This is a genomic window from Lacihabitans sp. CCS-44 (genome assembly GCF_024343735.1).
Classification (GTDB): domain Bacteria; phylum Bacteroidota; class Bacteroidia; order Cytophagales; family Spirosomataceae; genus Leadbetterella.
This window is the reverse complement of sequence record NZ_RJUE01000061.1, coordinates 259755-279152: the sequence shown is the minus strand read 5'-3', so window position 1 is coordinate 279152 and position 19398 is coordinate 259755. Positions and strand designations below refer to the sequence as shown.

Sequence of the window (19398 nt, the reverse complement as noted above, 5' to 3'; positions counted from 1 at the left end):
CAGAATGACAGAGAAACCGCCATTTTTTAAATCTTGGAAAACCGTGTATTGGATTCTAACAGGCTTTTTGCTGATACAAATAATCTTATATTTATTACTAACCCATTATTTTTCATGACCAACATCGATTGGCTATTTCTTGTACTTACGCTATCTTCTATTATATTTTACGGAATATACAAAAACAGAAAAGACAGCAACATTGATGGTTATCTTCTTGGAAATCAATCTTTACCATGGTATCATGTTGGTTTTTCCTTGATGGCTACACAGGCGAGTGCCATTACGTTTTTGTCAGCTCCTGGCCAAGGCTTTACCGATGGGATGCGTTTCGTACAGTTTTATTTTGGGCTACCACTGGCCATGATTGTACTCAGTATTACGTTTGTGCCTATTTTTCATCGGTTAAAAGTTTACACGGCCTATGAGTACCTCGAAAACCGCTTCGATGCCAGAGTCAGAATTTTCACAGCTATTTTGTTTCTGGTCAGTAGGGGACTAGCTACAGGTATTTCTATTTATGCCCCTTCTATAATTTTGTCTACAATATTTGGCTGGGACATTACCGTTACCAATATCATTATGGGTGGTATTGTGCTGATTTACACCGTTATAGGAGGTACTAAAGCCATCTCATACACACATTTACAACAAATGTTTTTTGTAACTTTTGCATTGTTTTTTGCTGGCTATTGCGTGGTGAAACTCTTGCCTGCAGATGTGAGTACCTTCGATGCTATACAAATTGCAGGCAAAACTGGTAGAATGAATGTCATAGATTTGAAATTTAACCCTACCGAAAGGTATAATCTTTGGTCTGGCTTGATTGGTGGTTTTTTTCTACAATTATCTTATTTCGGAACAGATCAATCACAGGTAGGAAGATATCTCACTGGAAAATCAATCAAAGAAAGTCGTATGGGTTTGATAATGAACGGATTCATTAAAATCCCAATGCAATTCGGTATTCTTTTAATTGGTGTTTTGGTGTTTGTATTTTATCTATTCAATGACTCCCCAGTGTTTTATAATAAGGTAGAAGTAGCTAAAATAGAAAACAGCCAGTATGCAGCACAGTATAAAAAATTAGAACTAAAAAATACTGCCTTAATTGCTGATAAAAAGCAAGTTGTGAGAGATCTGAAAGACGCCCTTAAATCTGACAATGATGTTATTGTTAACACCAGCAGCTCCCATCTTAACGAGATTATAGAAGAACAAAAAAGACTAAAATCGGAAGTTTCAGAAATCGTTAAGAAAAACAATCCGTCTGGTGACCCGAACGACGTGAATTATATCTTTCTGAGATTTATCATGGATTTCTTGCCGCATGGATTTATTGGACTTCTCGTGGCTATTATATTTTCTGCCTCTATGGGCTCAGTGGCTTCGGCGTATCACTCATTGGCCGCAACAAGCCTAGTAGATGTTATTTACAAAACCAAATACAAGCCCCAAGGAGAACAATTGGAGTTAAAATATTCTAAAGCCCTTACTATTTTTTGGGGTATCTTTTGTATTGTGGTGGCATCTTTTGCCCAAAAACTTGGTAACAGTATGATTGAACTCGTAAATATCTTGGGTTCATGGTTTTACGGTATCATATTGGGAATTTTCCTCGTGGCCTTTTATCTAAAGTCAATAAAAGCCAAACCTATATTTTGGGCGGCTATTTTGGGTCAAATATTAGTAATTTTGATTTGGAAATACGAACTTGTAGCATTTTTATGGCTAAATCCTATTGGCGTTTTGCTGGTGGTGGGTTTTAGTTGGATATTCCAAAAGTTAAAAGTTTAAAAAAATGAGTGGGTCAAAAAAAATATTAATAGTAGAAGACGACCTAAGAATTGCTCAGAACATCAGCAAGGGGCTTCAAGAAAAGGGCTTTGAGACAGAAATAGCTTTTGACGGAAAAATTGGCTTAAAATTAGCCCTTCATAATGATTTCGACCTAATTCTATTGGATTTGAATCTTCCAGGGTTAAATGGATACGAAGTTTGTTCAGAGGTTCGTAAAAAAAAGCCGTCAATTCCAATTATAATGCTAACAGCTTTAGGAGAAACCGAAGACAAAATAGAAGGTTTTGAAAAAGGTGCGGACGATTATCTAGTAAAACCTTTTGATTTTAGAGAGCTTTTGGCCAGGATCAACGTCTTCATTAAAAGAAATCACAACTCTGAAAGCGACCAACAAGATACATTAAAAATTGCCAATTTAGAATTAGATTCTGAGTCGAAAATTGTGATGAGAGATGGCCAAAATATAGAACTTACTCCCAAAGAATTTTCTTTATTAGAATATTTAATCAAAAACAAAGGAAAAGTAGTCTCAAAAACCGATATTGCCGAAAATCTTTGGGAACAAAACAACCAACAGAGTCTTAATGTCATCGAGGTATATATCAATTTTCTTAGAAAAAAAATTGATAAAGACTTTACACCCAAACTCATACATACAAAAACCGGAATGGGATATATTTTGAAAGAAGAGATTGAGAAATGAAAATAAGGACAAAAATAGCTTTTCAATTTACACTGATAGTAGCTCTCATCTTAGTGGTTTTTTCGGTCTCACTTTATTATTTGCTAGAAGGTTATACCAAAGATGAATTCAATAATTACCTTAAAGACAGGGCACAAACAACTGCAAAACTTCTCATAAACAAAAAAAATCTCGACAAACGCTTTCTGAAAATTGTTGATAGAAATACGTTGTCGAGCCTCTATGCGGCAGAAGTTTTAGTATTCAACGACGAAAATCTTGTAACCTACAGTAATATTGACTCTGTCAACAAGTTCCCTTACAGCCCTGAAATTTTAGAGAAAATCAGAAAGTTTAAATACCATGAAGCAAACTACCAAAACAAGAAAGTAGTTGGGCTAATGTATACCGACGAGGAGCTAAAAAAAGACTATTTGATCCTCGCCCAAGCTGAAGATACATACGGAGAACAAAAACTCGAAAGGATAAAAGAGGCCATGACTATTGGCTTAGTTTCTTCTATTTTCCTCACAATTATTTTTGGCTTTGTATTTGCTGGTCAATCACTTAAGCCTATTTCTAGAATAAACCAAGAAGTATCTAAAATTACAGCTCGTGACCTCACAAAAAAACTAAGCACAGGCAATAATAAGGATGAAATAGCCCAACTTGCTAGAAACTTTAACGAGATGCTTTCTAGAATTGAAAAATCATTTGAACTTCAGAAAAGCTTTGTAAGTAACGCATCTCATGAACTTCGAACACCACTTGCAGCTATAAAGTCAGAAATTCAAGTCGCATTAGAAAAAGACAGAACACCTGAGCAATATAAAGAAATTCTTAAATCTTTAAATATTGATAATCAAAGACTTATTCAACTCATAAACGGACTTTTGCAATTGGCAAAATCCGAAAAAGGTGATAAGTCATTACAAATGGTTCCGATAAGAATCGACGAGATTTTGTTCGAAGTTCAAGACGAACTCCAGCATCAACATCAAAACTATCGTATTTCTATCGACTTCGAGGAAATACCCGATGATGATGAGTCTGTTACTATAAACGGCAACAAATCACTGCTAAGAACACTTTTTAATAATCTCATAGATAATGCTTGTAAATACTCTGAAAATAACATGGCGGTGATCAATATTAGGTTCAACAAGAGCAATTGCATCATCAACGTGGCAGACACAGGCATAGGAATATCGAAAGACGACCACGAAAAAATATTCGAACCGTTTTTTAGAACCAAAAACGCATCAAACTACAAAGGTCACGGCATTGGTTTGTCTATTTGTAAACGCATAGTAGATATACATGGGGGAAGAATAATACTCAAAAGTGAACTAGGACAAGGGAGCAATTTCAATGTGATATTGCCTCATCTCTAAAATAAAACTATGATTTGAGAAATCTTTTTCTGAGAAGAAAAAGTAGCGGGAAGGGGAATCGAACCCCTGACCTCCGGGTTATGAATCCGACGCTCTAACCATCTGAGCTACCCCGCCGTTGAATCGAGGTGCAAAAGTATAAAACTTTATATTACTTCCAAAACCTTTTTCAAAACTTATTCAAAAAATTAATTATTTCTTATTTTTTCTTGCATTAATAAAGCAAATCATTTAAATCGGAACAAAAAGTTACTCCTATGTCGAAATTCAAATTTACCCAAGAGTTCCCATTTAAAACTTCTCCAAAGGTTTTATACAATTATATCAGTACCGCAGGTGGTTTGCAGCAATGGTTTGCTGACAAAGTCACTATGGACAGCAATCATTTATTTCATTTTACATGGGATACAGAGGTACATATAGCCGAACTTACCTCTACAAGGCTCAACAAATCCACTCGTTTTGATTTCATAGGGTCGGATGAGGGAAACTTCCTAGAGTTTAAGTTAGTTACTAGCGAAATAGACAATTCTATATTTCTGAAAGTAACAGATTGCTCGGACAATGATGACCATAATGATCTCGAAACTGTTTGGAAAGGGCTTATTGCAGAACTCAAAGAGATAGTAGGAGGATAAGTCTTAATAAAACTTAATTATTTTGTTTTGGAGCAAAAGATGACGATTTTTGCATCGAAATCTGCTTCTATGAAAAAAATCGACAAGCTATTTGTTAGGGCGTACATTGGACCATTTATACTTACTACGGCTGTGGTAGTGTTTATTTTTCTAATGAGATTCTTGATGATGTACTTTACCGATTTTATTGGTAAAGATCTCGGTTTATCGGTTTTTGGAAAGCTTTTTATGTACTTTTCTCTCATTACAGTTCCAACTGCTTTGCCATTGGCCACACTTTTAGCTACTTTAATGTGCTTCGGAAATCTGGGTGAACATACAGAACTCACTGCTATGAAATCTGCCGGCATTCCTCTCTCAAGACTCATTCTACCAACTTTCATATTATCCTTTTTGGTAGCGATTGGCTCATTTTTTTATAATAATTATGTAAATCCTTGGGCAAACTTAAAAGGCTATTCACTATTATGGGATGTAAAAACCACCAAAATGACCTTGAATATACAGGAAGGTGTTTTTTACAAAGAAATACCAGGGTATAGAATAAAAGTGCAGAAAAAGCTCCCAGATGGCAGAACCATGAGAAATGTAATTGTTTATGATCACACAAGCAACAACGGAAACAAAAACATAACCATTGCAGACTCAGGCAAAATGTACACTATGTACAACGACAATTATTTAATTTTTGAGCTTTTCAATGGCAGAAACTACATAGAGCACCAAAATAGCTTTAATAATTATGACGAAACACAATTTACAAAAAACAACTTTAGGAAGAATAAAATTGTATTTTCCTTAGAAAGTTTCGGTATTAAACGCACCAACGAAGACCAGTTTAAGTACCATGAGTACATGAAAAATATTGGTGAGCTCACAAAAAAAATAGATTCTACAAGAATAGAAATAAGCAAAAGCATAGACGACCAAACTGAACAATTAAAAGCCCAAAATTCTTTCCTTTTCAAAAAAATATTGGACAAGGACACTTCAAAAATTGCAGAAATAAAACCAGGGCCATGGATTGAGAAAAAACTTGTTGAACTTAAAACTGGATATCGGTCAAAAGAAACCGAAGAATATGCACTTTCGCATATTCAAAATCTAAAGTCACAAGTAGAAACTGACCTAAATATTCTCACAAGTAAACAGAAAGATGTCTGGAGATCAGATGTGGAGCGTTGGCACAAACTTACCATGGCTTTTTCATGCTTGGTTTTCTTTTTAGTAGGTTCATCGCTGGGTTCTATTATCAAAAAAGGTGGCTTCGGAATGCCCGTTTTGGTGTCTATCAGTTTCTTTATATTTTATTATGTATTGATGCAGCTAGGCGACAAATACGCCAAAGAAGGTCTCATCCCCGTGATTGTAGGCGTATGGATCCCCAATTTCATACTGCTCGTTATTGGCATATTTCTAATGCGTAAAGCGTCAAACGATGCCAGACTATTTGAAAATGACACTTATAATGCACTTTTCAACAAAATATCGTCTTTGATTCAAAAAATCACCAAAAGAAAAGACACCATTGTTTCCTGAAATATTTTAATTGTTTGATACTTAAATATTTCTAATTAAGTGTTATCTTTGCAGCTGTTTTTATTTATTTATCATTTAATCTAGGTTAAAATCAATGTATTTAACTCCGGAAAAGAAAGAAGAGATTTTCGAATCGAAAGGTCTCATCAGAAAAGCATCTGACACTGGTTCTGCTGAATCACAGATAGCATTATTTACATTTAGAATAGCTCACCTTACCGAGCACTTGAAAGTTCACAAACATGACTATTCAACTCGTGCAGGACTATTAAAATTAGTTGGTAAGCGTCGTAGATTGTTGGATTATCTTCAAAAGATAGAAATCGGTCGCTACAGAGCAATTATTGCTGAATTAGGCATACGTAAATAAAAATGAGGGAATCTTTCACGAGATTCCCCTTTTTTTCTTTAAAACTAGAATTATCATCCCCGCGGAATAAAGGATTAAATAGTTGTATCAAAAGCGGAAATACAACACAAAAATTAACTAAATGTTCAACGTTTTTTCTCAAACCATCCAAATGCCGGATGGACAAACCATTACCCTAGAAACTGGAAAGTTAGCTCGTCAAGCTGACGGTTCTGTAGTCTTAAAAAGCGGTAATTTAGTGATGTTGGCTACTGTCTGTGCCAACAAAGAACACAAAGAAGGTACCGATTTCCTACCATTATCAGTTGATTACCAAGAAAAATTTGCTTCGGCAGGTAAAATTCCTGGTAGCTTTCAAAGAAGAGAAGGTAAATTGTCTGACAACGAGGTTTTAATCTCAAGATTAATTGACCGTGCCCTTAGACCTATCTTCCCTGAAGATTTTCATGCTGAAGTACAAGTAATGGTGACTTTACACTCATCAGACGCAAGTATTCAGCCAGATGCATTAGCAGCTTTGGCAGCTTCTGCTGCCATTATGGTTTCAGATATTCCTTTTAACGGACCCATATCTGAAGTTAGAGTATGTAAAATAAACGGCGAGTATAGAGTCAATCCACCAGTTTCTGAAATTGAAAAGGCGGATTTAGACCTTATAGTTGCAGGAACAATAGACAGTATATTGATGGTAGAAGGTGAAGGAAATGAAATTTCTGAAACCGAAATGGTAGAAGCGATGAAAGTTGCTCACGATGCCATAAAACTACAAGTTACTGCCCAAAAAGAGCTTGAGGCGAAAGTTGGAAATACCACAAAACGTGTATATTGTCACGAGACACACGACGAAGAACTCAAAAAGAAAATGTACGATGAACTTTTTGACAAAGTTTATGCAGTATGTACTATTGGTGGCGGTAAAAGCAACAGGAGCGAAGGCTTTGCCAGTATTTTGAAAGAATTCAAAGAAAGCCTTCCAGAAGAAGAAAGAAGTAATTCGTTACACAAAGTATATTTTGGCGACATCACTTATGATGCTTCAAGAAAAATGGTTTTGGACGAAGGTAAACGTTTGGATGGACGTAAACTTGATGAAATCAGACCAATCGTTTGTGAAGTGGATTATTTACCTTCTGCACACGGTTCGGCTTTGTTTACTAGAGGCGAAACGCAATCATTGTCAACCACAACCTTGGGTACCAAACTTGACGAGCAAATAGTTGATCAAGCAATGGTAAAAGGATATTCAAGATTCTATTTGCATTACAATTTCCCTGGATTTTCAACAGGTGAAGTAAGACCAAACAGAGGTGTGGGTAGAAGAGAGATAGGTCATGGAAACTTGGCTCAGAGATCTTTGAAAAAAGTTTTGCCGCCAGATGATCAAAACCCTTACACGATAAGAATCATCAGTGATATTTTAGAATCTAATGGTTCTTCGTCAATGGCTACAGTATGTGCTGGTTGTTTATCTTTGATGGATGCCGGTGTGCCTATCAAAGCTCCCGTTTCAGGTATTGCAATGGGATTGATTACTGACCAAGAAAGCGGTAAATGGGCTGTTTTGTCTGATATATTAGGAGACGAAGATCATTTGGGAGACATGGACTTTAAGGTTACTGGTACTACAAAAGGTATCGTAGCATGCCAAATGGACATTAAAATTGGTGGTTTATCTTTCGATATCATCGAAAAAGCACTTAACCAAGCCAAAGCTGGTCGTTTGCATATATTGGGTAAAATGACAGAGGTTATTGCTAAACCAAATGAGGACTTGAAACCACATGCTCCAAGAGCCCATACCATTATTATCGAGAGAGAATTGATTGGTGCGGTTATAGGACCAGGCGGTAAAGTTGTTCAGGAAATCCAAAGAGAGTCTGGAGCAACAGTAAACATAGAAGAAAAAGACAACAAAGGTTATATCTCTATTTTTGCTACCAACGGCGAAAGCATGAATGCAGCTCGTAAGAGAATCGAAGGCATCGTGAAAATGCCAGAAGTAGGAGAAGTTTATGAATCAGTAGTGAAATCTATTCAGCCATTTGGTGCTTTCTGTGAGTTTTTACCAGGAAAAGAAGGCCTTCTTCACATTTCAGAAATAAGCTGGGAGCGTTTGCCAAGTATGGACGGTGTATTAAAAGAAGGAGATCAGCTTCAAGTTAAATTAACTGAAGTGGATAAGAAAACTGGAAAATACAGATTGTCTAGAAAAATATTATTGCCAAGGCCTCCAAGAGAAGAAAAACCACAGACTGAACAATAATAAACTTTTGTTTGTTGTTAGATTAGTCCGGAAATAATGTCTAAAACTTAGACTTTCATTAAAAAATAACTTGATTTCATAAAATGAGACAGCTCAAAATAAGTAAACAAATCACCAACAGAGAGAGTCAATCTCTTGATAAATACCTTCAGGAAATCGGTAAAGTGGATCTTTTAACTCCCGATGAAGAAGTTATTTTGGCTCAGAAAATCAGAGATGGAGACCAATTGTCTTTGGAAAGATTGACAAAAGCCAACTTAAGATTTGTTGTTTCGGTAGCAAAACAATATCAGAATCAGGGTCTTTCACTAGGTGACCTTATAAACGAAGGAAACTTAGGTCTTATCAAAGCTGCTCAAAGATTTGACGAGACGAGAGGTTTTAAATTTATATCTTATGCAGTTTGGTGGATTCGTCAAAGTATTTTGCAAGCTTTGGCAGAACAATCTAGAATCGTAAGATTGCCCCTTAACAGGGTAGGTTCGTTGAACAAAATCTCGAAGACTTTCTCAGAATTGGAGCAGAAGTTTGAAAGAGAGCCATCACCTGAGGAATTGGCTGAGGTTCTTGAAATATCGGCAAATGAGGTTGTGGATACCATGAAAATCTCAGGTAGACACGTATCTGTGGATGCTCCGTTTGTTCAAGGTGAAGAAAACAGCCTTTTGGACGTATTGGAAAATGATACCGAAATCAGACCAGACCAAGAGCTAATGAACGACTCATTGAGAAGAGAAGTTTTGAGAGCACTTTCTACGCTTACACAAAGAGAAGCAGAGGTTATCATGTTCTATTTTGGTTTAAATGGCGAGCAAGCAATGACGCTTGAAGAGATAGGTGAGAAATTTAACTTGACAAGAGAAAGAGTGAGACAGATAAAAGAGAAGGCCATCCGAAGGCTCAGACAAACCTCTAGAAGTAAAGCTCTAAAAGCATATTTAGGATAATAAAATTAAGAGGTTCAAGTTTGAACCTCTTTTTTTTAGTAAAACATCGAGTCGAGATTTGTTGTTTGAAAAGATTTGAACCAACTTTGTGATTATTTTCAAGAATGGCGGATAAAATAGGGATTTATAATATTGAAAAAAACTGCGGTAAAACCACTACGGCAGGTTTTTTGGCTGAAAGTTTCGCTACTTTGAGTACCAATGTGCTGGTAATAGATTTGGATTCGAGAAACAATTTTTCGAAGCTTTTAGGATTAAACCTCAAAGTGTCAGACCAAGGGCAACTTCAACAGGTCAAAATAGGTCAATCCGCTTGGAAATATTTAAAAGTAGGTCAAGACATAGCGTCACTTTTAAGTCATATTGAAGAATATGATGAAGAATATGATTATATAATTTTCGATTTTCCATCTTTTGAATCTGACAGTAATACCGAAATCTTAAAAATTCTTAACTCGGTAATTATACCTATCGAATGTGAGTTTTATGGGCTAGACCATCTAAACATAACCATTGAAAAAATATTGGGTATTGAAGGACTAAAAATTGGAGGAATATTGCTAACAAAGTACGACGAACACAATCAAATCATGCCTAAGTTCATAAAATTCATAAAAGAGAATTTTTCGGATTTGATGTACGATACAATCATTTCAAGAAACTATTACCTAGGATTAGAACGTTTAACGATTGAAAATCTCAACAAATATGTTCCAAATGTGGGTTTTGCGGATTATCTAAAACTAGCCAACGAAATACAAAATGATAAATAAGAAAAGAATGGGCTTGGGGCGAGGTTTAGGTGCTTTATTACCCGAAAAACAAATGGAGGAAAATGATGCTCAAAGTATTGAAACTTATGAAATAAGCGTAGATAGCATCGAAACAAACCCTTACCAACCTAGAACACATTTTGATTCAGATGCACTGATTGAACTTAAGGAATCTATTCAAGTACAAGGTATAATCCAGCCTATTACTGTTCGTAGAATCGGTAGTGCATATCAATTAATCTCTGGAGAAAGGAGACTTCAGGCTTCAAGATTAGCCGGGCTTACCAAAATACCTGCTTATATAAGAGAAGCTACAGATCAGCAAATGCTCGAAATGGGATTAATTGAGAACATTCAACGGGAAAATCTTAATCCTATGGAGGTTGCACTGGCTTATTCAAGATTGTTGAAAGAGTGTAATATAAAGCAGGATGAACTCGGTTCGAGAGTAGGTAAAGATAGAACTACTGTTAATAATTACTTACGATTGTTGAATCTTCCGAAGATTATACAAACTGGTCTAGCTGAAAAAAAACTTAGCATGGGCCATGCAAGAGCACTTTTGGGAATTGAGAATGAAGATTTGCTTTTAAATACCTATCAGGAAATTCTAAGTAAAGAGTTCTCGGTAAGAAAGGTTGAGGATTTAGTGAGAGAAATTAATTCGGGTCTAAAAGTTAAAAAGCCCAGTACTGAGCCTTCCAATAAACCTTCAAAGATTGTTTTGGAGGATTTACAAATAAAACTATCTCAACTTTTTAGCAAAAAAGTAGCTGTGGTGGCGGATTCTAAATCTAAAGGGGAAATTAAAATTCCTTTTGGGTCAAAAGAAGAACTAGAGGATATAATAGCTAAACTAAAAAAATAAACCTGATTTTGATAAAGCAAACTATACAATTTCTTGCTTTAACCCTCACGGTTTTCTTTTTGAGAACTAACTACTCTTTTGCCCAAAATGACAGCCTTTCTGGTAAAACACTAATTCCGAAAGCCAAAATTGACAGTTTGAACAAGAAAGTAGTGCCATTTGATACAACCAGAGGTGCGAAATTAAGAAGTTTTAGAAAAAATAGTAAATATACCTTTCGAAAGACCTTTGGAATAGACTCATTGACAGCCAAAGATGTCCCTAAAATAGCTTTTGTTAGGTCTATGATTTTGCCTGGTTGGGGACAAATGACCAATAAAAATTATCTTAAATTGCCACTAATATATGGAGCAGCAGGAGTTGGAGGCTATTTTATTGTGAGAAATAATCAGCTTTACCAAAAATACAAAGGATATGTGGTAGAAATGAAGGCCGCAGGATTGAGTGAAAGAGAAATTGATGGTGCAGGGCCCTATTCTATCACATTAATCACAACCGCTGCCAACCAATACAGACGATACAAACAGTTGAGTTTTGTTGGTTTAGGCCTTGGATGGCTACTTTTCGCCATCGAAGCGAACGTATCGGCACATTTAAAAACTTTTGATGTTTCTAGGGATATTTCCATGAAAATCTCGCCAAGTATTTTAGAAAATAATCAAACATTGGGCTTTAAAATGGCCTTTAATTTTAAATAATAATGAGAATTGCACTTTTGGGGTATGGTAAAATGGGAAAGGCTATCGAAAAAGTGGCTTTGGAAAGAGGCCATGAAGTAGTTTTTAAAATTGATCTTAACAATTCTGCAGAAAAACAGCTTATTGATAAAGACAGTGTTGATGTGGTCATAGAATTTAGTTCACCACATTCAGCCTATGCCAATTTGGAATTTTGTATGTCTAAAGGCCTTAAAGCCGTTTGTGGCACAACTGGTTGGTTAGAATCCAGAAAAGAAATAGAGCAACTTTGTGTTGAAAAAAAGGCTGCGTTTTTCTATGCTAGCAACTACAGCATAGGTGTAAACTTATTCTTTAAAATAAACGAACTCTTAGCCAAGCTTATGGCTCCGCACGAGCAATATGAAATATTTACCAGTGAAATTCATCATACAGAAAAACTTGATGCCCCAAGTGGAACAGCAATTACTCTAGCTGAAGGAATTATGAACAATAATGCCACGAAAAAATCTTGGGTTAATAATCAAATCGCGGCAAAAGAAGAACTGGCCATTTGGTCATCAAGAGAAGGGAAAGTGCCTGGTACGCACACTGTAAAGTACATTTCTGAAATAGACGAAATAGAAATAAAACACGTGGCTTACACCCGATTGGGCTTTGCTCTGGGGGCAGTTGTAGCAGCCGAGTGGCTCAAAGACAAAGAAGGTGTTTACGGAATGAACGACCTATTGAGTTTATAAAAAATGGCCAGAAATTGATTCTGGCCATTTTTCTTTACAGGTGAAGCCATTTTTTGTAATTCTTTTTGGCTTGTTCTTCTGGTGTTTTCTTGTGAACAAGCCTAATTCCCTTATTTGGATTTTCAATCAAAGGTATTTCGTATTCGAAAATATTTCCACTTCTCAATACTTCAATCATTATATTCTCGCCAACTTTCTTATTTCTGAGAGCATCATCCAAAGTACTAAAAGCTTTTTGATCTACACGAACTATTTCATCATTCACATAAATTCCATTTGTATAGGCTCCTGATTCTCGCTCTATTCTTGTCACTGTATTATTTCTCATTGTCAAACCCAGCCAAGGTTTATCTTTTTGCGTTTGCGTGAAAGTAGCGTCAATATCCACATTTTCAAAAAACTTCGCATAATCTATGGTTTGTGTTCCATAAATGCAGTTTTCAAAAAACTTAGTCAAATCTTTGCCTGAAACAGTTTCACATGCCTTTTTAAACTCAGCATCTGTAAAACCCACATTTTTAGCCAGGTAATTATCTTTGTAAAGAAGCCTCAAAACATCATCTAATGATTTTTCAGCATGGGTTTCTCCTATAATGAGCATGTTCAAAACATTGGCAATAACACCACCTTTTGTGTAGTAGGACACTGTTGAATTATTCGAATTTTCGTTAGGTCTGTAATATTTTATCCAAGCATCCCACGACGCTTCAGCCACCGATTGTACTTTATTTCCATAAGTACTCTCAATGGCGTTGATACCATAAGCAACTTGGCTCAACATTTTGTTTTCATCTATCAAACCCGCCCTTCTTAAAATATCGTGCTGATAGTAGGAAGTAAAACCTTCAGACACCCAGAGCATGTTTGTGTAATTCTCGCTTTCATAATCAAATGGCCCTAATGCCACCGGGCGAAGTCTTTTTACATTCCAAAGGTGAAAATACTCATGAGCAATCAATCCTAAAAAACCAATATATTTATCTCGGTTTTCGTAAGCTTCGGGACTGGTTTGGCAGGTAGTAGAATTCAAATGTTCTAATCCGCCCCCAATTCCTGGCAAATGATGTATAATAAACAAGTAATTTTTACAAGGATGTGGCCCTCCAATCACTGTTGCAGCGGCTTCCACGACTTTTTTATAGTCAGCGGCCACTTGTTTTTTATCGTAGTTGAGCGGCTGTAAAGAATAATTGGCAATTGTATGCTTTACACCCATACTCTCAAACTCAATAATATCCTGATTTCCAATCTCAATTGGGCTATCTACCAAAGTATCAAAGTCCTGAACTTCGAAAATGTTTTTTGAAATTTCAGGTAAAGCAACCGAAACTTTGGAAAATGATTTATGTGGCACCACTTCCAAAATGGACTTTTCATTCATCAATTCTGGCACAAACATAAATACCGCCGCACCATTGGCATAACCATGCGAAGCGTCCAAATGGGCATTCCTTACGCTCAATTCGTTGGCATAAACTCTATATTTGACTTCAACTTTTTTTGAATCTCCCAAAAACACCCGCCAAGTATTTTTGGAGGTCTTTTGATATTTAAGATTCTTTTTTGATGAATTGGCCTCAAATCCTTCTACGTTTTTGGCATATTCTCTAATTAGATACGATCCCGGAGTCCAAGCGGCCATTTTAAAATCGACAAAATCCGCAGATTTGTTTTTTTCAGACAAATCCAAAGCTATTTTAACTTCAAAATAATGGGTATTAGGTTGGGGCATCGACAGTTCATAAGTCATGCTGTAATTTTTTAAAGGTTCATTTTTATTAGCGGCAACTGTGTTTCTAGCTCCAAAAAGGGATAAAAGGAGCAAAAAAGCGAGATTCTTGGATTTCATTGATGAAAAGTTTTGATTTTATACAAATCTACAATTTTTAATTTTTTTAGACGTTTTGTTCCAAAAAAATGTTTTTGAGACATTTAGGAATAGCTTTTTAAGAAAAAAAGCCAACAATTTCCTAAATTTGACAAATTTTACTAGAAAAATCCCTTATGAAAATCAAATTCCTGATAATATTCTTCGGATTAATTGCTCAACAAATTTCGGCTCAAAATACCTTAAGCTACACGCAGCTAGAGGCTCATTACAACAATGGTATAGAGTTGTTTGAGAAAAAAGCATACGCAGCAGCAAGAAAGGAATTACATACTTATGTATCGCTCTCAGAAAAATCTCTCAATCCCAATAAATTCAATATCGCCAATGCAGAATATTATTCCGCTTTGTCATCGTTGTATTCTCAAGCCAAAGATGCGGACATAGAAGTGGAGAGATTTGTCGTAAAAAATCACGAACATCCGAAAGCTAAGCTTATTTTCAATGATTTGGCCAAAAGCTTTTTTAACAAAGGTGATTATGCTGGTGCTATAAAATATTTCGAAAAAGCACTTGACAATCGCCAAGATAATCTGGATACTTATGAAATTCGCTATCAGCTAGCTTTGGCTCATTATCAATTAAAAGACTTTAAAAATGCACTGAAGCAATTTGATTATGTAAAAGGTACAGTAGCTCCAAATGCATTAAATGCGGCTTACTATTCTGCAGTAATCAACTTTCAAAATGAGAATTATGATTTAGCAATAATTGATTTAAAAAGAGTTGAAAACGTAAATCCTTACAAAACTGAAGTACCCAATTGGATTGCTCAAATTTTGTATCGTCAAAAGAAATACGATGAATTATTGGCTTATGCAGAACCAATCATTGCCAATCCGAATGGAAGAAAAATAGATGAGTTGTGCCTGTTGACAGCAGAAGTACATTTCTTTGAAAATAACTTTGAAAAAGCTGCGGCATATTATGAAAAATTCAAAGGTTTTAGAAGAGGCACAATATCAGATCAAGTTACTTTCAGACATGCCTACAGCCTTTATAAAGTAGAAAATTACGAAAAAGCTGCTCTTTTGTTTAAAAGTCTTGCTGCTGCAAATACCGAATTAGGACAACAATCTGCATATTATTTAGGAATAGCCTCATTGAGAGGCGGTGATTTGAATTCAGCCATGGCAGCTTTTGATGCTGCGAGAAAAAATAATTTCGATAAAAGTATTCAAGAAGAGGCCAGTTATAACCATATAAAGGTTCTAGTAGAAAAAGGAAATAATCAACAAGCAACAGCAGATCTACAAACCTATATTAAAACCTATCCAACAGGAAAGTACATAGACGAAACCAATGAGCTTTTAAGCGAGATATTGTTTGAAACCAGCAATTATGTATCTGCCATTACATACATTGAAGGTTTGACAAGGAGAACGCCCAAAATAGACGAGGCTTATCAAAAACTTACTTATAATCAAGGTGTTCTGGACTTTAATGTAGAGAAGTTTGAAAGTGCTATTGGATATTTTAATAAATCGCTGACAAAACCGATTAACAATAAACTCGCTTTACAGGCAAAATTTTGGAAAGCAGAGTCAAATTATCAACTTGAAAAGCCCGGTACTGAAGAATTATATCGTGAACTGATCAATTCTTCCGATAATATATTAAGGCTCAAAAGCTTATACAGTCTCGGATATTTGTTTTACAACCAGAAAAACTACAAGAAAGCACAAGGTTATTTTGAAGAGTTCAGAACAAAAGCTAAAAACGAAGTTGAATTAAGCCAAAACTACGAAGATGCATTGGTTAGACTCGGAGACTGTTTCTTAGCTAACAAAGATTATGCTCAGGCTCTGAAAAGCTATGATACAGCTTTGCAAATCAATAAAACAGATAAGGATTATGCCATGTATCAAAAAGGCCTTACTTTGAAGTTTTTAGGAAGAGATAGTGAATCAAAAGAGGTTTTTGAGAAATTCACAAAAACATATAGTTCGTCAAGATTGATAGACGATGCATTGTTTCAAAATGCGGTCTTAGAAATGGACAAGAGCAATTACGCTTCTGCAGTATCTATTTTTACAGATTTATTAAGAAAGAAGCCAAACAGTGTATTAGTCCCGCAAGTTTTGCTAAAAAGGGCACTTTCTTTTTCAAATATTCAAAATCATGACAAAGCAATTTCTGATTACAAAGTGATTATCAACAAATTTGGTAAAACGGAATTTGCCGAAGAAGCACTTTTAGGAATCAGGGAGTCACTCAACGCCACCAATAGGAGTGAGGAGTTTTTTGAAATAGCTGAGCAGTTTAAAACGAGCAATCCAGGAGGAAATTCAGTACAAAACCTACAATTTGACTCCGCCAAAGATTTATTCTATGCCGAAAAATACGATAAGGCGATTCAATCTTTTCAAAGTTACTTGAAAGCCTATCCAACAAGTACCTCAGCAAGTGAAGCAAATTATCTTTTAGCCGAATCTTATTATTTATTGGGAAATAAAAAAGAAGCTCTTAAATATTACAACGAGATCATTGTAAGCAATCAAGTTGAATTTCTGACAAAGTCGGCTATGAGATCTGGTTCTATCAATTATGACAATCAAAACTACGACGATGCCATACAAAACTACCTCCAAGTAGCTGGCTCTACTTCAAACCAAAGAGAGGTTGTGTTGGCACAAGAAGGTTTGATAAAGTCGTATTATTTCAAAGGAAATTACGATAAAGTAATTGAATTTAGTACTAAAGTCATTCAAGAGGGTGGAAATACGGTACTGGGAGCCAAAAACAGAGCGATGCTATTCAAAGCTAAGGCCCACATGCAAAAGAAAGAGAACGCACAGGCTAAAACAGAATTTGAGGCAGTGATAGCTTTGGCAAAAGATGTTTCAGGTGCCGAAGCCAAGTATTTTTTGGGTGATATGCTTAACAAACAAAAACAATATGACGCTTCAATAAAGTCTCTTCAAGAACTGGCCAACGATTTCTCCGACTTTGTATATTGGTACGAAAGAGCCTTCTTGCTGATTGCCGACAACTATTTGGCCAAAGATGACAGTTTTATGGCCAAAGCTACTTTGAATTCAATAATTGAGAATTCTGAAAATAAAGAGACCATAGAGACAGCTAAACAAAAATTAAAAGCCATTAAATAATGAAAGTAAAGAATTTAAGTTCGGTAATATTTTTCTCTTTGCTCAGCGGTACTCTCCTTGCTCAAAAAACAGTAGTTAATGAGGAAATAAATATAACCAAAGATAGAGAAGTGGTTTTGCCGAAAGCCAACCGAATAATTGATAAAATTCCTCCTGTCACTACTGATAAGAAGGAGAAAAAAATGACATATGCGTTTTTTGACAGAAAACCAACGGCTGTGGAAGAAACTAAGTTTGTTCCAAATGTGGTAAGTCCTGTGACAAAGAAAAACAATAATGAAGATGTGGTAGGCTACAAAAATTACTTTAAAGTTGGCTTAGGAAACTTCGGAAGAATCTTTGGAGAAACTTATATCAACTCTGACCAAAATAAGAAATTTGTTTACGGTATTTCTGGATTTCATAACTCCACTAAAAGAGGTCCAATTGCGGCAGAGAATTCTGGTACATCCAATAGTAAAATTGGATTGGACGGAAAATATCATCAGAATAATTATGAGCTAAAAATGGAAATGGGCTACGAAAATCGAGGCTATTATTTCTATGGATACGATACACTGGTTCACAGAGACTATACCCAGCCAGATATAAAGCAAAGAATCAACCTTTATAATTTTTCGGCGACCTTTGAAAATACAAACCCAAAACCCAAAGTTGACTATTCGTTGACAACAGGAATAAAATCTCTTTCAGATTATTACAAAGCTTCGGAAATTGACTGGGGGACACAATTTAAAGCCTATTTTCCATTAAAAGAAGACAAAATCACTGCTTTATTGGCCGCAGAAGCTTATTTAACACAACGATCAGATAGTTATGAGGTCAATCCGGTAAGAAAAAGAAACCTCTACCGTGTAGAACCTGCATTCAGGTTTGACTTTGGGAGAATCTCAGCCAAAATTGGATTCAAAGCTGTAAATGAGTTTGAGCAAATAGAAAAAATAAATGTAACCAAAGGTTATCCAACAGCGTCAATTTCATACAAAACGCCATCTTTGACTTACTTTTTCATAGGTTTTGACGGTGATATTATCCGAAATACATTGCACTCATTTTTGAATGAAAACCCTTTCTTGGTGGAGCAAGCAGTTTTGAAAAATACTTACAAAAATCAAGATTTCTATATTGGTAGTAGAGGTGAACTTTATAGTGGCATAAGCTTTAATACCAAAATATCTTATGGAAAATATGAAAACCTCTATTTTTTCAATAAATATGATGGCCTCACCGATTCACCAAGTGGCCAACCTGTGAATGTTACGAAATTTCAAGCCGAGTACGAAGACGCTATTACTGATTTCGTAAATGTGTCTGCAGAGATTGGTTATTCTAATTTTGAAAATTGGAAATCAAATCTGAAGTTGGATTACAATTATTATGAAACCGTAAAGTTTACTAAACCTTATCACAGACCAGCCTTTACGAGCCGTTGGGGCAATACCTTTACCTTGACAAACAAGATAGTGTCATCCATCGATTTATACTATATATCAGGCATTTATGCTAAAGACATTGAGCTTGGTCAACCAGTGAAACTAAAAGATATTATTGATGTTAATGCGGAATTTACCTATTTATTCAGCAAACAGTTTTCAGCTTTCGTAAAATTGAATAATATTGTAGGTCAAAATTATCAGAGATATTACAATTATCCGCAATTGGGGCTTAACTTTGTTGCTGGCATAAACGTAGCTTTATAACAATTCCTA

At 35.6% G+C, this 19398-nt stretch carries 15 protein-coding genes and 1 tRNA gene; 14 read left to right on the top strand and 2 right to left on the bottom strand.

Annotation, left to right across the window (positions count from 1 at the left end):
* Positions 1-114 precede the first annotated feature (114 nt).
* From EGI26_RS17565 to EGI26_RS17555, 3 genes are read left to right on the top strand one after another with little or no spacing between them, the layout of a single operon-like run.
* A complete protein-coding gene (locus EGI26_RS17565) occupies positions 115-1797 on the top strand; it encodes a sodium:solute symporter (RefSeq protein WP_255080376.1) in 1683 nt (560 codons plus the stop codon).
* A 4-nt stretch (positions 1798-1801) separates the two neighbouring features.
* Positions 1802-2503, top strand: a complete 702-nt coding sequence (locus EGI26_RS17560; RefSeq protein ID WP_255080374.1) for a response regulator transcription factor — start codon at positions 1802-1804, stop codon at positions 2501-2503.
* Complete coding sequence (locus tag EGI26_RS17555; RefSeq protein ID WP_255080373.1) at positions 2500-3876, top strand: HAMP domain-containing sensor histidine kinase; 1377 nt, start codon at positions 2500-2502, stop codon at positions 3874-3876. The genes EGI26_RS17560 and EGI26_RS17555 overlap by 4 nt, the downstream gene beginning before the upstream one ends.
* 43 nt (positions 3877-3919) lie before the next feature.
* Here EGI26_RS17555 and EGI26_RS17550 read toward each other — a convergent pair.
* A tRNA-Met gene (locus tag EGI26_RS17550) sits at positions 3920-3993 on the bottom strand.
* Positions 3994-4133: 140 nt separating this feature from the next.
* On the opposite strand from EGI26_RS17550, the gene EGI26_RS17545 reads away from it, so the two are divergent.
* From EGI26_RS17545 to dapB, 9 genes are all read left to right on the top strand, one after another.
* The gene (locus EGI26_RS17545; protein WP_255080372.1) at positions 4134-4514 is read left to right on the top strand and encodes an START-like domain-containing protein; all 381 of its coding nucleotides are present in this window, start codon (positions 4134-4136) and stop codon (positions 4512-4514) included.
* A 69-nt stretch (positions 4515-4583) separates the two neighbouring features.
* Entirely contained in the window at positions 4584-6053 is a 1470-nt protein-coding gene (locus EGI26_RS17540; protein ID WP_255080371.1) for an LptF/LptG family permease, read from the top strand.
* A 94-nt stretch (positions 6054-6147) separates the two neighbouring features.
* Positions 6148-6423, top strand: a complete 276-nt coding sequence (rpsO, locus tag EGI26_RS17535; protein WP_255049719.1) for a 30S ribosomal protein S15 — start codon at positions 6148-6150, stop codon at positions 6421-6423.
* Between the two features lie 121 nt (positions 6424-6544).
* Positions 6545-8686 carry a polyribonucleotide nucleotidyltransferase gene (pnp, locus tag EGI26_RS17530; protein WP_255080370.1) on the top strand — a complete coding sequence of 714 codons (2142 nt, stop codon included), beginning with the start codon at positions 6545-6547 and terminating at the stop codon, positions 8684-8686.
* Positions 8687-8769: 83 nt separating this feature from the next.
* Positions 8770-9633 (top strand): RNA polymerase sigma factor RpoD/SigA, encoded by an 864-nt coding sequence (locus EGI26_RS17525; protein WP_255037687.1) that lies wholly within the window; start codon positions 8770-8772, stop codon positions 9631-9633.
* A 104-nt stretch (positions 9634-9737) separates the two neighbouring features.
* Positions 9738-10406 (top strand): ParA family protein, encoded by a 669-nt coding sequence (locus tag EGI26_RS17520; protein WP_255080369.1) that lies wholly within the window; start codon positions 9738-9740, stop codon positions 10404-10406.
* Positions 10396-11274, top strand: coding sequence for a ParB/RepB/Spo0J family partition protein (locus tag EGI26_RS17515; RefSeq protein ID WP_255080368.1), 879 nt, complete (start codon positions 10396-10398; stop codon positions 11272-11274). The genes EGI26_RS17520 and EGI26_RS17515 overlap by 11 nt, the downstream gene beginning before the upstream one ends.
* 8 nt (positions 11275-11282) lie before the next feature.
* Complete coding sequence (locus tag EGI26_RS17510; RefSeq protein WP_255080367.1) at positions 11283-11972, top strand: DUF5683 domain-containing protein; 690 nt, start codon at positions 11283-11285, stop codon at positions 11970-11972.
* A gap of 2 nt (positions 11973-11974) precedes the next feature.
* Entirely contained in the window at positions 11975-12691 is a 717-nt protein-coding gene (dapB, locus tag EGI26_RS17505; protein ID WP_255080366.1) for a 4-hydroxy-tetrahydrodipicolinate reductase, read from the top strand.
* A gap of 34 nt (positions 12692-12725) precedes the next feature.
* On the opposite strand, the gene EGI26_RS17500 is transcribed toward dapB, so the two are convergent.
* Positions 12726-14540 carry a M61 family metallopeptidase gene (locus tag EGI26_RS17500; protein ID WP_255080365.1) on the bottom strand — a complete coding sequence of 605 codons (1815 nt, stop codon included), beginning with the start codon at positions 14538-14540 and terminating at the stop codon, positions 12726-12728.
* A 155-nt stretch (positions 14541-14695) separates the two neighbouring features.
* Between EGI26_RS17500 and EGI26_RS17495 the strand changes: the two genes are divergently transcribed.
* On the top strand, positions 14696-17689 hold the full coding sequence (locus tag EGI26_RS17495; RefSeq protein ID WP_255080364.1) for a tetratricopeptide repeat protein: 2994 nt from the start codon (positions 14696-14698) through the stop codon (positions 17687-17689).
* Entirely contained in the window at positions 17689-19389 is a 1701-nt protein-coding gene (locus EGI26_RS17490; protein WP_255080362.1) for a hypothetical protein, read from the top strand. The genes EGI26_RS17495 and EGI26_RS17490 overlap by 1 nt, the downstream gene beginning before the upstream one ends.
* The last annotated feature ends 9 nt before the right edge of the window (positions 19390-19398 follow it).

Excerpts from the sequence above, each read along its gene's own strand:
- dapB (WP_255080366.1), top strand. The coding sequence starts at position 11,975 with ATGAGAATTGCACTTTTGGGGTATGGTAAAATGGGAAAGGCTATCGAA.
- rpsO (WP_255049719.1), top strand. The coding sequence starts at position 6,148 with ATGTATTTAACTCCGGAAAAGAAAGAAGAGATTTTCGAATCGAAAGGT.
- EGI26_RS17520 (WP_255080369.1), top strand. The coding sequence starts at position 9,738 with ATGGCGGATAAAATAGGGATTTATAATATTGAAAAAAACTGCGGTAAA.
- EGI26_RS17555 (WP_255080373.1), top strand. The coding sequence starts at position 2,500 with ATGAAAATAAGGACAAAAATAGCTTTTCAATTTACACTGATAGTAGCT.
- EGI26_RS17515 (WP_255080368.1), top strand. The coding sequence starts at position 10,396 with ATGATAAATAAGAAAAGAATGGGCTTGGGGCGAGGTTTAGGTGCTTTA.
- pnp (WP_255080370.1), top strand. The coding sequence starts at position 6,545 with ATGTTCAACGTTTTTTCTCAAACCATCCAAATGCCGGATGGACAAACC.
- EGI26_RS17540 (WP_255080371.1), top strand. The coding sequence starts at position 4,584 with ATGAAAAAAATCGACAAGCTATTTGTTAGGGCGTACATTGGACCATTT.
- EGI26_RS17560 (WP_255080374.1), top strand. The coding sequence starts at position 1,802 with ATGAGTGGGTCAAAAAAAATATTAATAGTAGAAGACGACCTAAGAATT.
- EGI26_RS17495 (WP_255080364.1), top strand. The coding sequence starts at position 14,696 with ATGAAAATCAAATTCCTGATAATATTCTTCGGATTAATTGCTCAACAA.
- EGI26_RS17545 (WP_255080372.1), top strand. The coding sequence starts at position 4,134 with ATGTCGAAATTCAAATTTACCCAAGAGTTCCCATTTAAAACTTCTCCA.
- EGI26_RS17525 (WP_255037687.1), top strand. The coding sequence starts at position 8,770 with ATGAGACAGCTCAAAATAAGTAAACAAATCACCAACAGAGAGAGTCAA.
- EGI26_RS17565 (WP_255080376.1), top strand. The coding sequence starts at position 115 with ATGACCAACATCGATTGGCTATTTCTTGTACTTACGCTATCTTCTATT.
- EGI26_RS17490 (WP_255080362.1), top strand. The coding sequence starts at position 17,689 with ATGAAAGTAAAGAATTTAAGTTCGGTAATATTTTTCTCTTTGCTCAGC.
- EGI26_RS17500 (WP_255080365.1), bottom strand. The coding sequence starts at position 14,540 with ATGAAATCCAAGAATCTCGCTTTTTTGCTCCTTTTATCCCTTTTTGGA.